The sequence below is a fragment of the Hymenobacter siberiensis genome (assembly GCF_018967845.1).
In the GTDB taxonomy this organism is placed as follows: domain Bacteria; phylum Bacteroidota; class Bacteroidia; order Cytophagales; family Hymenobacteraceae; genus Hymenobacter; species Hymenobacter siberiensis.
Genome location: NZ_JAHLZZ010000001.1, coordinates 943613 through 961874 on the forward strand (window position 1 = coordinate 943613; position 18262 = coordinate 961874).

Annotated in this window: 15 protein-coding genes and 2 pseudogenes; 5 read left to right on the forward strand and 12 right to left on the reverse strand. The window is 58.0% G+C overall.

All coding sequences use genetic code 11. The annotated features are described in order from the left end of the window. Positions 1 to 15: 15 nt before the first annotated feature. From KQ661_RS04020 to KQ661_RS23255, 4 genes and pseudogenes are all read right to left on the reverse strand, one after another. The gene (locus KQ661_RS04020; RefSeq protein WP_216685724.1) at positions 16 to 615 is read right to left on the reverse strand and encodes a hypothetical protein; all 600 of its coding nucleotides are present in this window, start codon (positions 613 to 615) and stop codon (positions 16 to 18) included. Positions 616 to 686: 71 nt separating this feature from the next. Continuing rightward, entirely contained in the window at positions 687 to 2054 is a 1368-nt protein-coding gene (locus KQ661_RS04025; RefSeq protein WP_216685725.1) for a site-specific integrase, read from the reverse strand. A 336-nt stretch (positions 2055 to 2390) separates the two neighbouring features. After that, positions 2391 to 2930, reverse strand: a pseudogene (locus tag KQ661_RS04030) (transposase); the annotation flags it as partial. Between the two features lie 163 nt (positions 2931 to 3093). Then, positions 3094 to 3262 (reverse strand): annotated as a pseudogene (locus KQ661_RS23255) (IS701 family transposase); the annotation flags it as partial. A 78-nt stretch (positions 3263 to 3340) separates the two neighbouring features. Here KQ661_RS23255 and KQ661_RS21905 point away from each other — a divergent pair. The 3 genes from KQ661_RS21905 to KQ661_RS04045 all read left to right on the forward strand — a co-directional run bounded on the left by KQ661_RS21905 (position 3341) and on the right by KQ661_RS04045 (position 6011). After that, positions 3341 to 4105: a transposase family protein gene (locus KQ661_RS21905; protein WP_235726922.1), complete on the forward strand. Its 765-nt coding sequence runs from the start codon at positions 3341 to 3343 to the stop codon at positions 4103 to 4105. 26 nt (positions 4106 to 4131) lie between these two features. Further along, positions 4132 to 4470: a hypothetical protein gene (locus tag KQ661_RS04040; RefSeq protein ID WP_216685728.1), complete on the forward strand. Its 339-nt coding sequence runs from the start codon at positions 4132 to 4134 to the stop codon at positions 4468 to 4470. A gap of 194 nt (positions 4471 to 4664) precedes the next feature. Further along, positions 4665 to 6011 carry a metal-dependent hydrolase family protein gene (locus KQ661_RS04045; protein ID WP_216685729.1) on the forward strand — a complete coding sequence of 449 codons (1347 nt, stop codon included), beginning with the start codon at positions 4665 to 4667 and terminating at the stop codon, positions 6009 to 6011. A gap of 13 nt (positions 6012 to 6024) precedes the next feature. Here the strand turns inward: KQ661_RS04045 and KQ661_RS04050 are convergent, their stop codons facing one another. The 7 genes from KQ661_RS04050 to KQ661_RS04080 form a co-directional block, all read right to left on the reverse strand. Beyond that, a complete protein-coding gene (locus KQ661_RS04050) occupies positions 6025 to 6360 on the reverse strand; it encodes a DUF5615 family PIN-like protein (protein WP_216685730.1) in 336 nt (111 codons plus the stop codon). After that, positions 6361 to 6585, reverse strand: coding sequence for a DUF433 domain-containing protein (locus KQ661_RS04055; RefSeq protein WP_216727930.1), 225 nt, complete (start codon positions 6583 to 6585; stop codon positions 6361 to 6363). A 56-nt stretch (positions 6586 to 6641) separates the two neighbouring features. Beyond that, positions 6642 to 8681 carry an excinuclease ABC subunit UvrB gene (uvrB, locus tag KQ661_RS04060; RefSeq protein ID WP_216679466.1) on the reverse strand — a complete coding sequence of 680 codons (2040 nt, stop codon included), beginning with the start codon at positions 8679 to 8681 and terminating at the stop codon, positions 6642 to 6644. A 251-nt stretch (positions 8682 to 8932) separates the two neighbouring features. Continuing rightward, the gene (locus KQ661_RS04065) at positions 8933 to 10591 is read right to left on the reverse strand and encodes a hypothetical protein (protein ID WP_216685731.1); all 1659 of its coding nucleotides are present in this window, start codon (positions 10589 to 10591) and stop codon (positions 8933 to 8935) included. After that, entirely contained in the window at positions 10581 to 11237 is a 657-nt protein-coding gene (locus KQ661_RS04070; RefSeq protein ID WP_216685732.1) for an RNA polymerase sigma factor, read from the reverse strand. Before KQ661_RS04070 ends, KQ661_RS04065 begins: the two co-directional genes overlap by 11 nt. A gap of 173 nt (positions 11238 to 11410) precedes the next feature. Further along, positions 11411 to 12172 (reverse strand): shikimate dehydrogenase family protein, encoded by a 762-nt coding sequence (locus KQ661_RS04075; protein ID WP_216685733.1) that lies wholly within the window; start codon positions 12170 to 12172, stop codon positions 11411 to 11413. 124 nt (positions 12173 to 12296) lie between these two features. Further along, positions 12297 to 12959 (reverse strand): DedA family protein, encoded by a 663-nt coding sequence (locus KQ661_RS04080; RefSeq protein ID WP_216679470.1) that lies wholly within the window; start codon positions 12957 to 12959, stop codon positions 12297 to 12299. A 423-nt stretch (positions 12960 to 13382) separates the two neighbouring features. Between KQ661_RS04080 and KQ661_RS04085 the strand changes: the two genes are divergently transcribed. Then, positions 13383 to 14306 (forward strand): bestrophin family protein, encoded by a 924-nt coding sequence (locus KQ661_RS04085; RefSeq protein WP_216685734.1) that lies wholly within the window; start codon positions 13383 to 13385, stop codon positions 14304 to 14306. Positions 14307 to 14516: 210 nt separating this feature from the next. After that, entirely contained in the window at positions 14517 to 17243 is a 2727-nt protein-coding gene (locus KQ661_RS04090) for a T9SS type A sorting domain-containing protein (RefSeq protein ID WP_216685735.1), read from the forward strand. 163 nt (positions 17244 to 17406) lie between these two features. Here the strand turns inward: KQ661_RS04090 and KQ661_RS04095 are convergent, their stop codons facing one another. Continuing rightward, on the reverse strand, positions 17407 to 18237 hold the full coding sequence (locus KQ661_RS04095; protein WP_216679473.1) for a phosphosulfolactate synthase: 831 nt from the start codon (positions 18235 to 18237) through the stop codon (positions 17407 to 17409). Positions 18238 to 18262: the final 25 nt, after the last annotated feature.

The following is an 18262-nucleotide window of genomic DNA, read 5'->3' on the forward strand; positions in this document are numbered from 1 at the left end:
GGTTATAATCGGTTACTAATTTTGCCCCTCAAGAATAACTATCTCTCTTTCAGGGCCTTTTTTCTGTTCGTCGGTAAGTCTAGGCAACACCTTTTGAATACGGGCAATCATGTTTTTGCGCTTTCTGACTGTTGCGTCAGCAAATCCAATACGATTAGAACGCTCACAGTAGTAAATAAACTTGTTGTAAAGTGCGCGGCCACTTTTCACGCTTCCTTCCAAGTAATGCTTCGCTGCGTCTTCGTTGGTAAAGGAATGTCCGGCATAGACACAGAGTAAGGCAAGCTCACTAACACTTAAATGGCTTTCCTTATCAACCTCAGTAGCCCCAGGCGCGGGTACGGCTACGGACGCTGACGTATCGAGGGGCCGGACAGGTGGGGCGCTCAACAATTGCAGGACGAACTGACTATCCCTGTACGCTGGGCTATGCTTGTACAATAAGTACTCCGCTTCACGCCCATTTCTGTATTCGTCAGGATAAGGATAATCGGGATTTAATTCCATCATTTCCGTTATCAGGCGGGTTTCAATTAACTCCTCGGCCTGAGCATACTCCCAAAGCTCGACTTTTTGAAAGCCGGTTAACGCTAAAGCCAAAGCTGGGTAATTCACCAATTTGCGATATAGGTCTCGGAGGGCCGTAGGTGTAAGCGGTGTCATAGTGTTGTTAGGTTAGTGGGATTTTACAGTAGTCCTTCAAAAGCCGTGTCGACCAATTCTGACGCGAAGGAATCCAGATACACGGCCGTAACGGCTTCCGACTTGTGGCCCATTGCTTGCGAGATAACAGCCGTGCCCGCCCCGCTCATGCGCAGCGTGGTAGCGAAGGTGTGCCGGGCCACGTAGGTAGTTAGCGGCGTGGCAATGCCGGCCAGTTGCCCCAGCGTTTTCAGGTCGCTATTTACTTGCCCCAGCACCTTGTGCAGCCGGTTGCTCACCTGAGCGGGGCTGACGTGCTTGGCAGAATCCAGCACCGGAAACACGTAGCTGTCGGGCGTGGCAAAGGTGAACGGCCGATAAGCGGCCACAATAGCGGCGGCGGGTGCCAGCAGTCGCAACGAGAACTTGCCCCCGGTCTTTTGGCGCACGTAGTGCAGGCGGTCGGGGTGGCCGGTGCCCACGGCGGCCCCGCTCAGGTCGCGCCAACGCAGTTGGGCCAAATCCACAAAATTGATACCCCCGCCGTAGAACGAGAATAGGAATACATCCTTTGCCAGCCGTTGCCGGTCGGTGGCCGGCGTCAAGGCTTCCAGGTTGCGCAGCTCGTCGCGGCTAATGGCCCGCTTGCCCGTGCTCACGTCAAATTTGCCGACCTGCAGCTTGTGCTTTTCGGCCACGGTGCGGGCGAAGGGGTAGGCCGTGGGCTTCACCAACCCGGCCACAATGGCTTGATTGAGCACGGCCCGCAATGTGCGAAACCGCAGCGACAAGGTTATTTCCTTGATGCCCGTAGCACGTAGGGTTTGCTCCCATTCGTGGCAGAACGCCACGTTTACCCGGTCAAGGGGCACATCGTAGCGGCCTATCCATTCAGCCCAGGCGTCGGCTTGCCCCCGGCCGGTGGGCGGTGTGGGCGCGTTGGCCTCAGCACCGACGAACTTCGCCAACTGGTTGCGCAAGTCGCGGTACACGGTGGCATTGCCGGCTTGTCCGGTTTTGAGGTAGCCCGCGCTCAGCTCGTCGCAATATGCCAGCAGCTTTACCCGCCGTGCGGCCTTACGGCCTTCAATGGCTTTGGCAGCCACGGCCGGCGCGTCGTGTTGTTCGTCGGCTTCTGCCAGCGTATCGGCGGCCCCGCTATACTTGGCTTCCCACTTAACCAACTCTTTCAGCAGCTTGTCGCGGCCGGGTTCGGGGTAGCTTTTGCGAACCTCCTTTTTGAGCGGATTCCAGTACTTCGGGTGCAAGCTTTGGCCGGTGGCAATGTACTTTAGCTTGCGGTCTTTGGTAATACGCACCATAAACGGGTGCGTCCCATCGGCCAGCGTTTTGTAGGTGTAATAAACGACCTTGACCGTGGCCTTGCCCTCTTTGTGTTCCGTCGTTGCCATATCTGATTATTCCAACGCTGGTTTAAACGCTGGTTTAAACAAATGTAATAGAAAGGGGGGTAACGACAATAAGCCCCAATAGGCTAGGGTCGCTGAAAACGCGGTTTTTTTTACTGCTAGGGCATATTAGCAATTATCGATAACCCCCAAAGTGTAGCTTCCCAAGCTGAGGGTCGCGAGTTCGAGCCTCGTTTCTCGCTCATTCATAATCAGCCATTTAGCTCAGTTGCTAGGTGGCTGTTTTGTTTTTCAATTACACTATGAATTATACAAGCCCTGGCAAGGCTTAGCCGTGATAAGAATTTTCCTTTGCTAACTTAGGACTTACGCACTCGACTATACAAGTGCTTGAATGATTGAATCTTGGAGCAACTGCCGCAGGTAGGGTGCCCATTGCTGTTGGTGCGCCTGATAAATAGTTTGCCCCATGCGGCGGGCGTGTTGACGCAGCGATACCCAGGCCAAGTAACAACAGGCCAAGTGGTTGCGTTGCGCCATCTCCTTCCGGCACTGGCACTTCTCCGACCCCGTCAACTGTTTGAAGCTGCGGTGAAACTCCTCTACCTGCCAACGCACCTGCACGGCTTCAATCACCATTTCGCGGGTCAGATGAGCAGCCAAGTAGTTGGTAATGAACCATTCAATATCGCCGTTCGTGGCCACTAGCTTGAAGCGTTTTACGCCAAAGGGCACTTCTTTCAGGCGCACTTCCACGCCCTGACTCCAACTGCCGGGCGGCGGCGCTAGCGTAGTCAGGCCTTGGTAGCCGCTTTCTTTGGCCAGGCTCACCAACCGGTTGCTTTTCAGGGTCGTGAAAAACGTCCAACCGGCATGATGAATGCGTTTCAAATGCATGCTGCCCGCATACCAGGAATCGGAGTTGTTTAGAAAGTCACAAAAGGTACTCAAACGGTCATGCAGAGCGCAGCGAAGCATCTTGCTCGCATCGTTGAACGGGCCTGAGGATGCGAGCAAGATGCTTCGCTGCGCTCTGCATGACCGTTTGAGTACCTTTTGTGACTTTCTAAACAGCTTCATCAAATAAAATGGTGCGTGCCAGTAGTTTGCCCTCCGCCACAACCTGGTCAAACATGGCCAGAAAATGGTCGTTGGTCGTCTTGGTCGTCTTGGTCGGGCGTGTAGGTGCAGTAATCCAGGGGTAGGAAATCCCCGGCTTCGCCGCTGCTATGCCCCAAATTGACCAGCCCCTGCCTGGGAGCGCTACCACCGCTACTATACGCTGGACGGGGCCAAGCGGCGGTTGCCGGCGCACGCCGAGCAGGCCAATGCCACGCTGGCAGGGAACGAAACGAAGCTCTTTTTCTGCTCATCTACCTCAAAAGCAACAGTTTGCAGTAGCATCGGGCCGCCAGTTTTGGCGTGTCGCAGACGCGCGTGAGCCGCTTGGCCACGGCCCTGTTAGGCGTGCTCAACCAGGTGCTGCACCGGCGCGGGTTGCTGCCGGTCCGCGACGGGGCCGCCCTGGCGCGGTCGCTGGAGCACCACCCGGAAAAGGTCTTCGCTTACGACGGGGGTCGAGCGTGGGATACCGCGCCAAGTGGACGGCCAAGCCCAGGCCGAGGACTATAGTGGTAAAAAAAGCGCATGGCCTAAAAAACAGGACTTTAAGCGACGAGACGCAGTACGTGTATTTTCTCTCGCCAACGGAAGGCGGGCGGGTGCACGGTAAGAAAATGGCCGACGAGTACCCGTTGCGGCTGCCGACGGGTAGCGTGTTGCGGCAGGATTTGGGCCTGCTGGACCATGCCCCGGCCGGGGTGCTGGTGGAAATGCCCCACAAAAAGCGCCCGAAGCAGGAGCTGACCTTTGCCCAAAAGCTGTATAGCCAGCTGCTCAGCGCCTTGCGCGTGGTCATCGAACACGCCCACAGCGGCATCAAGCGCCTGCGCATGGTCGGCAACATGTTGCGCAGGCGCGGCGAGTGGGTGCGCGACACGGTCATGGTCGTGACCTGCTGCTTGCACAACCTGCGCGTGCGCAGCCCCCACCGCGCCTATTTCGTACGCCCGCCCGTGAATTCCACCAATTAACCCGCACAAGCTACTATGAAACCCGCATGCCAAACGAGGGCACCCCGGCCATGACGCAGGGCATTTTCGCCCTGCCCTACGCCCGCCTGGGCAATGCCGATAAGGCGAAGCTCTGGTTCAAAGATGCTTACGAGCCCAACCTGTTGCCGCCCTTCCGCGTCATCGCCGAAACCAAGGGCGGTACCAATCCCTACTTCGCCACCGGCGCGGGCGGAGTGCTGCAAGCCGTGCTCATGGGCTTCGGCGGGCTGGATATTACGCCGGGCGGCATTGTGCAGCGCAAAGCCACGCTGCCCACCGGCTGGCAAGCGGTGAAAATTACTGGCGTGGGGCCGCAGCACCGCACGTATTCCGTTAGTCGATGACAGGCCAGTGGAATAGGGTTTTAAGCGGGCTGCCCCGGTCCGGACGCTCAACATTGCCCTTGTCTTATATCGCCTTTTTAGATGGCCGCTGAGTAGGGCCTCACGCAAATGCGGCGTGGCCAGCGGTGTAAACCGCGCGGGTAGAGTAGCTTCGCTTGGCCGCCCGCTTACCGTTGGGGCAGCCGCTGCTGTTTATGAGATATTCCCAACTTATTGCTGCCCAATCGGGCTCCATTCGCCGCTCTTGCCGTCTGCGCTGCCTGGTGTTGGGTGGGCTGCTGGCCCTGGGCAGCCCGCCCGCCCCAACCCAGGCCCAGGCCGGGCCACCTGTGAGCGCCGCCGTCGCCACGCTGCTGCGCCCCGCTGCCGTGTTCGACGGCCAGGAAATGCACCCTGGCTGGGTTGTGCTGGTCGAAAACGATAAAATTACGGCGGTCGGCCCTGCCGCCCAGGTAGTGCCGCCGCCCAGTGCCCGCACCCTGGAGCTACCGGGCCTCACGCTACTGCCCGGCCTGATTGAAGGCCATTCGCACCTGCTGCTGCACCCCTACAACGAAACCCAATGGGATGACCAGGTGCTGCTCGAATCGCAGGCGTTGCGCGTGGCGCGGGCCACGGTGCACGCCCAGCGCACACTGCTGGCCGGCTTCACCACCATCCGCGACCTGGGCACCGAGGGCGCGGGTTTTGCCGATGTCGGTATCAAGCAAGCCATCAACCAAGGTATTATTCCGGGGCCGCGCCTGCTGGTGGTCACGCGGGCGCTGGTGGCCACGGGTAGCTATGGCCCCAAGCTGTCGGTGGATGAAAACGTGCCCCAGGGTGCCCAGGAGGCCGATGGCGTGGATGGCATTATCCGGGCCGTGCGCGAGCAGATTGGCAAGGGGGCCGATATCATCAAGGTATACGCCGACTACCGCTGGGGCCCCGACGGCTCGGCCCAGCCCACGTTTTCGCAGGAAGAGCTGACGCTGATTGTGCAAACGGCGCGCTCTACCGGCCGGGGCGTGGTGGCCCACGCCAGCACCCCCGAGGGCATGCGCCGCGCTATCCTGGCTGGCGTCGAAACCATTGAGCACGGCGACGGCGGTACCCCCGAAATTTTCGCCCTGATGAAAAAGAAGGGTGTGGCCCTGTGCCCCACCGTGGCCGCCTCCGATGCCGTAGCCCAATACCGAGGCTGGCACAAAGGCACCGACCCGGTCCCGCCCCGCATCCAACAAAAGCACCAGAGCATGGCCGCCGCCCTCAAAGCCGGCGTGACGTTGGCCCAGGGCGGCGACGTGGGCGTGTTCCCGCACGGCGACAACGCCCGCGAAGCCGAGTTGCTAGTGCGCGACTACGGCCTCACGCCGCTGCAGGTGCTGCGCCAGGCCACCAGCGGCAACGCCCAAATTTTCCACCTCGCCGACCGGGGCACCATCCGCTCCGGCCTGCTGGCCGACCTGGTGGCCGTGGCCGGCGACCCCACGCAGGACGTGGCTGCGTTGCGCCAAATCCGGCTGGTGATGAAAGGCGGCGTGCTCTACCGCCAGCCGTAGCGGCCGAAATTGGCTAAAACAATTCCAGCACATCGTTTTCCAGGGAAGAGTAGAGTTGGCTAATATTGTCTAAGTGATGTGCCAGGAGCGCCGCCATGAAATGGGTTGATTGGTTGCCGGTGCGCAGCATCACAACCTTAGGCGGGAAGCCCAGTACTCCGGCAAAGCGGTAAAAGTCTTCGTCGTTGGTAATGACGATATGCCCGTTTATGCGGGCCCAGTCCCCTATTCCGAGGTCGTCAGCTGGTACGGGCAAGCCAGTGCGACTTACGTGAATCACCGTAATTGGCAAATCAGCCAATTGCTTCACCAGCCAGTACGATAGGTTTGCATCCAGCAGCCACTTCATTTAAGCGGCCAGCTGCCGGGTGCGCTGTTCCAGATTGGCCGCGAAAGCCAACGCAGCCCGAATGTGTTCCTCTGTTAGCTCTGGAAAATCTTCTATAATCTCGGCGTTGCTCATGCCCGAAGCCAACCAACCCAGAATGTCCTGCACAGCAATGCGCGTACCCATCACGCAGGGCTTGCCAAAGCGAATGCCCGGCCGGGTGGTGATGAGTGAATGAGGATTTATGGATTAAAAATACGTCGCAACATATTAACCACCATTGGCGAATTGCGGCCCGCCCGTTATTCCCGCTTGCCCTTCAGCATGGTTTTCAGCGCGGCCAGCTCGTCGCGCAGCTTGGCGGCCGTGAGGAAGTCCAGGTCTTTGGCGGCGGCTTCCATCTGTTTTTCGGTGTTCTTGATGAGCTTCTCCAGCTCGGGGCGCGTCATCATGGCTATCACGGGCTCGGCGGCCATGGCCAGGGCGGCCCCGCCGTCCGCATTGGCGTAGGTAATGGTGTCGAGCACGCGGTAGTCCGAAAGCGAGGTCTGGCCCATGATTTCGGCGTGGCTCTTTCGTACGGTGCGCGGCGTGATGCCGTGCTCCTCGTTGTAAGCCGCTTGGGTGGCGCGGCGGCGATTCGTCTCGTCAATGGCCCGCTGCATGGAGCCGGTCATGCGGTCGGCGTACATAATCACCTTGCCCCGGTCGTTTCGGGCGGCCCGGCCCATGGTCTGAATCAGGCTGCGCTGGTCGCGCAGGAAGCCTTCCTTATCGGCATCCAGAATGGCCACGAGACTCACTTCCGGCAAGTCGAGGCCTTCGCGCAGCAGGTTTACGCCAATCAGCACGTCGATTTCGCCCAGCCGCAGCTTGCGCAGAATCTCCACGCGGTCCAGCGTTTTCACGTCGGAGTGCACGTATTCGACCTTGATGCCGAGGCGGTCCATGTACTTGCTCAGTTCCTCGGCCATGCGCTTGGTGAGGGTGGTTACGAGCACGCGGTCACCCATTTTCACGCGGTTGTCTACTTCGTCCAGCAGGTCGTCAATCTGGTTCACGCTGGGCCGGATGTCGATTTCGGGGTCGAGCAGGCCGGTGGGGCGGATAATCTGCTCCACTACCACGCCATCGGCTTGGGTCAACTCGTAGTCGGAGGGCGTGGCCGATACAAACACGGCTTGCTGGTACATGCTCTCGAACTCGTTGAACGTCAGCGGGCGGTTGTCCAGCGCCGAGGGCAGGCGGAAGCCGTACTCAATAAGGGCCGTTTTGCGGCTGCGGTCGCCGCCCCACATGGCCCGAATCTGGGGCATGGTGGCGTGGCTTTCGTCCACGACCAGCAGGTAGTCTTTGGGGAAATAGTCGAGCAGGCAGAACGGCCGCGAGCCCGGCGTGCGCCCATCAAAGTAGCGCGAGTAGTTCTCGATGCCCGAGCAGTAGCCCAGCTCCCGAATCATCTCCAAATCAAATTCCGTGCGCTCCATAATGCGCTTGGCTTCCGAGTCGCGCCCTTCCTTTTCGAAGTAGGCGTGCTGCTGCACCATGTCATCCTGAATCTGCTTGATGGCCGCGTTCAGCGTGTCCTTGCCGGTCACAAACAGGTTGGCCGGGTACAGGGCCACGCCGCTGGCCTCGTCGCTCAGCTTCTTGCCGCTCACGGGGTCAATCTTGTGCACTGACTCAATCTCATCGCCGAAAAAGTAGATGCGGATGGCGTAGTCGGCATAAGCCGGAAACACATCCACGGTGTCGCCCTTCACCCGAAACGAGCCCCGCGTGAATTCCACCTCGGTGCGCGAGTACAGAATCTGCACGAACTGATAGAGCAGGTTATTGCGCGTGTAGTGCATGCCCGGCTTGAGGAAAATAACGTTTTTGGCGAATTCCTCGGGGTTGCCGATGCCGTAGATGCACGACACCGAGGCAATCACAATCACATCGCGCCGCCCGCTGAGCAGGGTGGAGGTGGTGTGCAGCCGCAGCTTCTCGATTTCCTGGTTGATGGCCAGGTCTTTCTCGATGAACACATCGGTGCTGGCGATATAGGCTTCCGGCTGGTAGTAGTCGTAGTAGCTGATGTAGTACTCGACGGCATTGTTCGGAAAAAACGCCTTGAACTCGCCGTAGAGCTGTGCCGCCAGGGTTTTGTTGTGGCACAGCACCAGCGCCGGCTTGCCCGTCTGGGCAATGACGTTGGCCATGGTGAAGGTTTTGCCGGTGCCGGTGGCACCTAGCAGCACTTGGGCGTGCTCGCCGTTGTTCACGCCCTCCACGAGCTTGGCAATGGCAGTGGGCTGGTCGCCGGTAGGCTTAAATTCAGAGGTCAGTTGGTACTCCATGCAACGCGAAAGGTAGGCCGAAATGGTCAGCCTACCTTAACCCGAATGCCGGGGAATGGGTTTCGCGGGAATGGGAAAAGGGTAGGGAAGAACCGGAGAAAAAAGAACGTCATGCCGAGCGCAGCCGAGGCATCTCGCGTGCAGCAGTAAACCAATCGTTGAAAAGGATTACTACCACAAGCGAGGTGCCTCGGCTGCGCTCGGCATGACGTTCTTAAGTTGTGCTTATATCATAAAGCAAGCAAACTGCCCTACCGCCCAAACTCCACGCCCGCCTCCAGCCCAAAGCTATATGGGTGGCTCTGAGCGAAATAATTCTGCACCGGATGGGCATTCATGGCCAGCAGGCCAATTTCAGCCACCGGGCCCATCGTGAAGGCCCACTTGCCCGTGCTGGTACGGAACTGGGTGCCCGCCGCGCCGCGCAGGCTGCCCGTCACGCGGCGATAAGGCCCGCCCGTGGAGGCAATGGAATACGTGCGGGTAGCTTCCGGGTCGCCTTCCACGTCACTGCGCACGCCCAGCAGAGCCGTTACCACGCCGCCCAGGCGGCCGTAGAGGCTCCAGCCGTGTTTCATGGGATTGCTGTAGCGCACTTCCAGCGGAATGCTGCCCATGCTGTAGCGGAAATCGGTGGTGTGCAGCGGGCGGCTGGTACCGGCCTGGCCCAGGTCAAACAACTGCTCGCCCACGAAAGATGCCGACGATGCCGACTGCGCCGTGGCTTGGGTGAATTCGGCCCCGGTGCTCAGCGACCAGTGGCCGCGCAGGTGGCGCGTGGCCAGCAGCGCAATGCGCTGGCTCAGGCCCGGCCGCAGGTTGTTGCGGTATTCGGTGGCGGCTATTTCGGTCAGGGTAGGGGAGTCGGTACCAAAAGCAGGGCCCCGGTCATAGTCGAACGCCGGCTCGATGCCGGCCCGCGAGAAATTAACATTAGGATTGAACACGCCGGCGGTGTAGCTCGCCCCATAGGTCCAGCGTTGCGCGGCTGCCGCCGGTAGGTCGTCCATCGCCACAGTGGCCAGCCCGTTCGGCAGGGTAGTCGCATTGGCCAGGCCCAACGATGTCTGACGGACTGCCAGCAGGCTCATTTCCTCGGGCGCTACCGTTGCGGCCGATGCAGCGGTAGCCGCCACCGATATGGTGGCCGCCACGCCGCTGCCCATTGCGCCGGCCGCGCCGCCGCCCAGGACGGCCGACGTGCCGGCCGCAGCAGTGCCCGCTACGTCAGCCGCTGCCAGCATCCGGTCGGCCAGCTGGTTCGCCGACTGCTCCCCGGCGCTCGGCTGGTCAGTAGCCGGGTTGGTGGCCGAAGCCGTCGTTTCGCTCGCCGATACGGCTGCAATAGTTGCCGCCGCCGTGCCGCCGCCCGCCGCCAGACCAGTCTGGCCCGCCGAGTAGCGAACCGTTGAAGCCGGCCCGAAGCCGGTGTACTTGCTGTTGGTAGCGGCTACGCCCGTCCCATTGGCGTAGCCCGGGCTAGCTGCAAGTGTAGCACTGCTGGGCTGGCTGGCCACTGGCGTGTTACTATTGGAAGCGCCGGTCGGGCCCGCGACATCTTTCAGGCCCAACGTGGCTACCGTGGTGGCGCGGCCCACGGGGGGGGCGGTTGCCGTCCGGCTGTTCGTCGCCATTTCTTCGGAGGTACCCAGCACGCTGGTGCGGCCGGCCCACCAGCCGGTGCCGGCCAGCGTGGCCAGCAGCAGGCTGGCCGCCGCCACCCAGCGCGTAGCCGCAAGGCGACGGCGGTAGGTTTCGTTCTGTCGAATCAACAGCGAATTATCAATCTGGTCCCAGAGCATGGGGCGCGGGGGCGCGGCGGCCTCCTCGCCCAGGTGGTGGCGGAATAATTCCTCCAGGCTGCCGGTGGTTTTAGGCGTAGGGTTATTTTCGATAGGGTTAGCGGACATGGCGGGTTGGGGCACTGAGGCGCTCCAGTTTAGTTTGTAGGATGACGCGGGCCCGGGAATATTGGGATTTGCTGGTGCCCTCGGTAATGCTCAATAATTCGCCGATTTCTTTATGGGTATAGCCTTCGATAGCATAAAGGTTGAAAACCATGCGGTAGCGCGGAGCTAGCTCCTGCACCATTTCCAGCAATTCCTGGAAGTTGAAATTACTGAGGGTAAACTCTTCGCTGGACAGCGTTTCGGGATAGTCGCCGTCGCTCACTGCCACCAGCGAGGCGTTGCGGCGGTGCTGGCGCAGGGCCGCGTTTATCATGATACGGCGAATCCAGAATTCCAGCGGGCACTCGCGCCGGAAGCTGGCCAGCGTGCGAAACACCGTCAGAAATCCTTCCTGCAACACGTCCTCGGCCTCGAAGGTGGTTTGGGCGTAGCGCAGGCACACGGCCATCATCTTGCCGGCATATTTGTCGTAGAGTAGTTTCTGGGCCAGCTGGCGGCCGCGCAGGCAGCCGTCAATCAGCTCGGCTTCGGTGGGCGGGCTGGTCACGGCTGTGCTGCGGCTGGCCGTGAGGCGCGGAGCCGCCGCGGACTGGTCGGGCAGCACGTCATCGGCCCCAAACGCGAACCAGGTAAGGGCGCTGCTCATGCCCGCGCCCGGTAACCCGTGCCGGCCAGGGGAAGAAGGGTAGAGGAGTCCATTTTCGCTTGCATAGAAAGGCGTGTCAGTCAGAAAGTAGCCGGCCTGTGGCGGGCTGGCTCATGGGAGATGCACGCCCATTCCAAAAGGTTGCAAGAGAGATTATCAAGGAAGTTGATTTTTCATCGTTCCTCATTCTCTACTCCCGGATTATTCCAGATATCCCAGGCGGCTTCGGCTTGCAGGCACAGCATCTCGAAACCGTTTTTTACCTGTGCGCCGGCCGCCCGGCCTTTGGCCATAAATACCGTTTCAGCCGGATTATACACCAGGTCATACAGGTAGTGCTGTTCGGTCAGGGCCTCGTAGGGCAGGCGCGGGCATTCCTCCACCAGCGGAAAAGTGCCCAGCGGCGTGGTGTTAATGATGAGCTGATGCGCGGCCAGCACCTGCGGCGTCAGGTCGTCGTAGGTGAGGCCGTGCCCCAGCGGGTTGCGCGTGACAGGCCAGTAGGCAATGCCCAGGTCGTTCAGGGCCACGCTCACGGCTTTGGCGGCGCCGCCCGCGCCCAGCACCAGCGCCCGGGCCTCGGGCGTAGCCGGGAAAAACCGGCGCAACGATTCCCGAAAGCCCACCAGGTCGGTGTTGTGGCCGCGCAGGCGGCCGTCGGGCAGCCACTCTATCACGTTTACTGCGCCCACACGGCGGGCCGAGGTAGCCAGCTCATCGAGGTAGGGCACCACGCTCTCCTTGTAGGGAATGGTCACATTCAGGCCCGCCAGGTCGGGGTGGGCAGCCAGCAGGGCGGGCAGCTCGTCCACGGTGGCCAGCTCAAACAGCTCGTACGCATGGTCGGCCAGGCTCTGCGAGTAAAACTTCTGGTTGAAGTACGTCTGTGAGAACGAGTAGTTGAGGGTGCGGCCAATGAGCCCGAACTGACGCATAGAATCGAAATAGCAATTGAAAAGCAGTCTAAAGTAGCGCAAAAAGCCGTCCCGGATACAAAAATCCGAAACGGCTTGCTACTGGCAGCCCGGTGTAGCTGCGCGGCGCGCGGCCATTCGCCCGCTACCGGGCCGGAGCATCGGCCGGGCCGGCCATCTTCCCTTTCACAAACGACCACAGCGGCGGCAGCACCGACAGCGCAATGATGCCCAGAATAACCAGCTCAAAGTTCTTTTGCACCACCTCAATGTTGCCGAACAGGTAGCCGGCCAGCGTGAGCACCACCACCCACAGCACCGCCCCCATAATGCTGTACGACGCGAAGTAGCGGTACGTCATGGTGCCGATGCCCGCCACGAAGGGCGCAAACGTGCGAACAATGGGCACGAAGCGCGCCATGATAATGGTTTTGCCGCCATGCTTGGCGTAGAAGGCCTGCGTCTGGTCGAGGTACTTGCGGTTCAAAAACCGGAAGTCTTCGCGGAACACCCGGGGCCCCAGGTAGTCGCCCACGGTGTAGTTCACATTGTCGCCAATGAACGCGGCCGCAATCAGCAGCGGAATGATTATCCACACGTTCAGGCCGGTTTCGGGGCGGGCGGCCAGGGCTCCGGCCGCAAACAGCAGCGAATCGCCGGGCAGGAAGGGGAATACGATAATGCCCGTTTCGGTAAAAATAATCAGGAACAGCACCATGTAAGTCCAGGTGCCATAGTTGTGTACCACATCTACCAGGGTCTTGTCAAGATGAAGCAGAAGGTCGAAAAAGTGTTTGATGATTTCCATGCCGGACGTGAAGTGAGCCACAAAGAAAACCGGTCGCCGCCGAAACTGCTACGGCCACTGGGCATCAGCGGCCCGGGCATTCGGTATATTGTTTTCCGTAGTTAGCGTCTCGAGTCTGTGGTTCTTACCTTTGCGGCCCGGTAGACCAGCCGGGTTCTAAACGCAGTATTTATTCGATATTTTTTCCAAGGCAAACAAAACCCGCTGTTCTGGGTAGTGGGCATGTTGTTAACCTGTTAGAAGCCCCGATATACTGTTCAGGTTAGTATCAGGCGGCCAGAATATGGCATGACCTATGATAAAGCCTGCCGTAGTGCCGCTACGGATTTGGCGAAAGCTCATTTTCACTATTCTACGGTGCGGCTGTGCAAGCCCAACCCCGGCAAATGATTTGCCGTTGCAGGACAAAATAATTCTTACTCAATGATTGTTTATCAAGGCGGTGACTGGTGGCGGGCCTTGTGGCACTTTCATACTTCGGCCGTCATCCGCCTGTTGTTGAAGCGCGTGGCGCTGGTGGGCCTCTACGGTTCGGGCATTGCCGTTGTCAGTCTCGATTTTCACACCCTCAACGTCCGCATCGGGCGCGAATACCTGTCCATCCTGGGCATTCTGCTCAGCTTGCTGCTGGTGTTCCGTACCAACACGGCCTACGACCGGTACTACGAAGGCCGCAAAGTCTGGGGCGTTCTGGTATCGCAGTGCCGGGGCCTGGCCATGGAAATGAACGCCCTGTTGCCGCGCGAGGCCAAATCCAGCCGCCGCTACTTCGCCGCCCTCATCTCCAACTTCCCCATTGCCCTCGAAGGCAGCCTGCGCAACCGCATGCGCTTCGATAAGATGGAGGCCACGCCCGACATTATTGAGCGCCTGCAAAAAGCCGAAAGCGTGGCCTCCACCATCATCGCCGTGCTCATGGAAAGCGTGGAGCAGCTGCGGCAGGTTCAGATTTTCGACCCCATCTACCTCATCAACATCAAGCATCACTACCTGGCCATGATGTCGGTGAGCGGTACCTGCGAGCGAATCAAATCCACGCCCATCCCGTACTCCTACAGTTTTTTCATCAAGTGCTACATCACCGTGTTCATCATGGTAATGCCCCTGGTACTGGTCGATTCCTGCGGCTGGTGGATGGTGCCCGTCACCATGATTGGGGCCTACGCCATGCTGGGCCTGGAGATGATTGGCAACGAAATTGAAAACCCCTTCGGCTACGACAGCAACGATTTGCCCATCACCCAACTCTCTAATAAAATCCGGGTAAGTGTACATGATTTGCTCGGTGTGGAACTACCTGCCGAGAAAAAGGCTTTGGCGACCGTGCCCTACAGCGTCGTGCACTAGGTGAGCTAACTAAAACCTTTAATAATGCAATTATATTATTTTATCGAATTCGTTCTTTATATATAAAAAGTGCCTTATTAGGACGCAGTGAGCATTTTTTAAAATTATCCCTGAATTCTCAGACCTTTTTTTCACCTTTACGTACATGCGCCTTGTCATGATACGCGAGCTACTGCGCTTTCCTCTCTAATTCATCCAATCCCCAATTCCATGCAACCATTAACTTTTACCCAGAAGCTGCTGCGGCAGCGCCGCTTTCTAAGTTCTCTTATTCCGTTATTCGCCTTGTTTGTCGGGCTTAGTGCTTCGCAAACAGTATTGGCGCAAACAGCAATTACTGCAAATACTGTTACTTTGAACGTGCGTGGCACGAACAGTACCTACGACACGCAATCTACTACCCCCGGTCCTGGCGTATTTCAAGGAGCTAATTTCAGCACATTCGATTTAGCTACACCAACTGACGTGTTCACGTTGAATGGTGCCACGCTCACTATCAATGACCCCACTGGAAATTTCAATAGTGCAGTGCTTCGCTATCGAATTTACCAGACAGGTAATACCCCTTCAGGTCTGATTGACGTTGCGCTCGGCTCGGGAACCCTGAGTGGCGGAGTTCGCACTTTTACTGTAAGTGGTCAAAACAGAAATCTACTGGCCTCACTTACTGGTGGCGCTAGCACTAATTATACGTTTGACCTTTTCTTCCGTGCTGACGACAATAACGTTACTTTCGGCAATATTAATAATGCCCCTCCACGTTCAGCTACTTTTACGGTTACGGGTGCTCCCATTCCTCCTACCAGCCTCAGCAACACTACGGTAATTGTCAATCCTAATAATGTTACCAATGGTAACGTTACCTACAATGCTAGTGCTCCTGGAACGCCTATGTTCAACATGAGTAATCTGGGCACTTTCGACATCAATAATGGCCAGTTGATTTTGAAGGGCGGTACGGCCACCACTTTTGAGAGTGGCGGCGATGCAGTGCTGAATACGATTCTGAACTTTCGGGTTTTCAAGAATGGCAGCAACCCCGGCACTTTCACCAGCTTCCCACTACAGCAAATTTCTTTAAACAGCGGCACCAGACAGTTTTCGGTGACTAATGAGCAGCGTAACCTGATTGCTAACCTGGCTAACGCCGGCATCGGCAGTTTCTTTGTGCAAGTCTTTTTCACTTCGGACGTCCGGAGAGCCAACGGCTCATTTGAAACGCTGATTGACAACAACGGCGGAGCTAACTATACGGCAACTTTTAGCACTACTGGTACGCCTATCCAGACGGTTACCTGGAATGGCAATAACGATGATAACTGGTTCAATACCAGCAACTGGGACCTAAACCGTATTCCTGATGCCATGACTAACGTTGTGATTCCTAACTTCGCAACCGGCAATGGATCACCGTATCCGAATATATTCAGCGACCAGTCGTACCTGAATACGCCCAACCCAACGGTTAGTACTACGCGCGTAACGGTTAACAACGCCAACTCGGGCCCTGCACTTGCCCGTAACCTGAGCTTGCTGGGGGAGAGTAGCACTATCGACCGTTCGATTCTGCGTTTGCAACCGAACAGCGTCTTAAAGATTTACGGCGATTTCTCGAACCGTTTCCTGAGCTACATCACCCGCGACAACTCTAATACGTGGTTTGCTTCCGCTAATCCTCAAAACATTGGTCAGGCTAACTATGCCACTCTGACCGTATCGGGTGGCGGCACCAAAGCCGTTACTGGGATAGCTAACGTTGGTGAGCAGCTAGTATTCGATTCTTCGATGGGCAATACTATTGTGACCACCGATTCGCAAAATCCTGGTGGTTCGTTTATTCAAATGGCTGACCGCCTTGCCGTCAACAGTACCCAGGGCGCTCAGATAGTTGGCGAAACGGACAACTCTTACGTTTTCGGTCTGATTCAGACCCGGCGTGCTAACGTGCTCGCCAATGAAGGTGCCCCGCGCACACTTGGTGGTCTTGGCTTCACCTTCGAATTCTTGGGTAGCAGTGACCCCGGTGATATTAACATCACGCGGAGCACTGTGCAGAACTACTTCTTCTCCGGCACCCGGATTAGCGTACGTCGGGTATTTGGCATCCAGCCATCTAACCTGGGTAAGGCTGGCTTTAACTTGCTTGCCAACGTAACGTTCAGCGTACTACCCAACGAGACCAAGAACCTGAGCCCAACAAACACCGCAACCATTCCGGAGCAAAATCTTGTGCTTTTTCTTTCAAAAAACAACGGTGACACCTTCGGTAGCCTGGGCCGTGATGGCGCAGTAGTGAATTACACAGTAAGCAAGAACAACGTTACTGATTTTGCTACGTTTACCCTAGGTGACCGGGATAACCCGCTTCCTGTACGTCTAACGGCTTTCGATGCTAAGCGTCTTGGTAATGATGCCCTAGTGACCTGGCAGACGGCTTCGGAAGAGAACAGCAAAGGATACGAAGTGCAGGTTTCGACCAATGGCACCGAGTACCGCACGTTGACTTCGGTTCCGAGCGCTTCGCCCAACACCACGCAAGTGACTAACTACAGCTACGTAGACAAAGAAGCCAACAAGACGGGCAAGCGCTACTACCGCTTGCACCAGCTTGACCTGGACGGCAAAGATGCTTTCTTCGCTCCGACCGTGGTTAGCTTCGATGGTAAGGCTCCAGCCTCCAACTTCGTGGCTTACCCTAACCCCCTCAATGCTGGCAACGAACTCCACGTAGCCCTGCAGTCGGCGGCTACGGGCACGGCCAAGCTGTTGGTGACCGACATGATGGGCCGCACCCTGCAGCAGCAGAACGTGGTGCTGACCGGCGGTCTCACCGATGCTTCGGTAGCCGGTATGGGCGACCTGAAAGCTGGTATGTACCTGGTGAAAATCACCCTGCCTTCCGGCGAAGTGAAAAACCTGAAAGTGGTGAAGCAATAAGCTGCGCCACGGCTCCGGCCAATAAAAGAGCCGGTCTCCGCAAGGAGGCCGGCTCTTTTTTATTGGATGCTGGTAGCCGGGCACGCATAAAACAAAGGCCCGTCATGCTCAGCATGACGGGCCTTTGTTTTATTGGTTGAAGCAGTAAACCAGCCGTGCTTTCCTAGCCGCGGGGCATGGAAGTGCCGGGCTTGCCGGTTTTGGCGGCCGGGTGGAACATGGGGTCCACGGCATCCATATCGAGGAAGTGCGAGAACGTGTCGCCGCGCAGGCCCAGGCGGATGGTTTCGAGGCTCACTACCTCATTGGGGGCAATGTTGCCCAGGTTCACGTTGGCACCCAGTAGCTTGATGAACCACACCTGCTGTGCTTTCTGCGGGGCTTCCCACAGGATTTTCTCCGAGGGAATCTTGGTCAGAATCTCCTCGACCAGGCCCGAGCGTACCTCGCCGGTGCTGCGGAACAGACCCACGTTGCCGCCCTCGCGGGCCTCGCCGATTACTTTAATGGCCCCGGCTTCCAGCTCGGTCTGCATCTGCGAAATCCACTTATAGGGCGGGATGATTTTTTCGGCATCCTTCGAGCCCACTTCGCTCAGCACGCGCACGTACTTGCTCAGCTCACGGATATACTCGCATTTGCGCTCGTGGTCGAGGTCGATGCTGCCATCTGATACCTCGGCATACTCCATACCATAAGTGTCCAGCAGGCGACGGTAATCGTCGAACTGGTTGCGAATGATGAAGGCTTCAAACAGCGTGCCGCCGAAGTACACCGGAATATTGGCTTCGCGGTAGATTTCGAGCTTGCGCTTCAGGTTGGGCACTACGTAGGAAGTAGCCCAGCCCAGTTTCACCACGTCGGTATAGGCTTCGCCTACTTCCAGAAAATCTTCAACTTCGCGCAGGCTCAGGCCTTTGTCCATCACCATGGTGTAGCCCTGCTCGCGGGGCTTGGGGGTGCGCTCCGGCAGTTGGGAGAGGTCGTAATTCATTAATGGTAAGTGAAATATGGGTGTT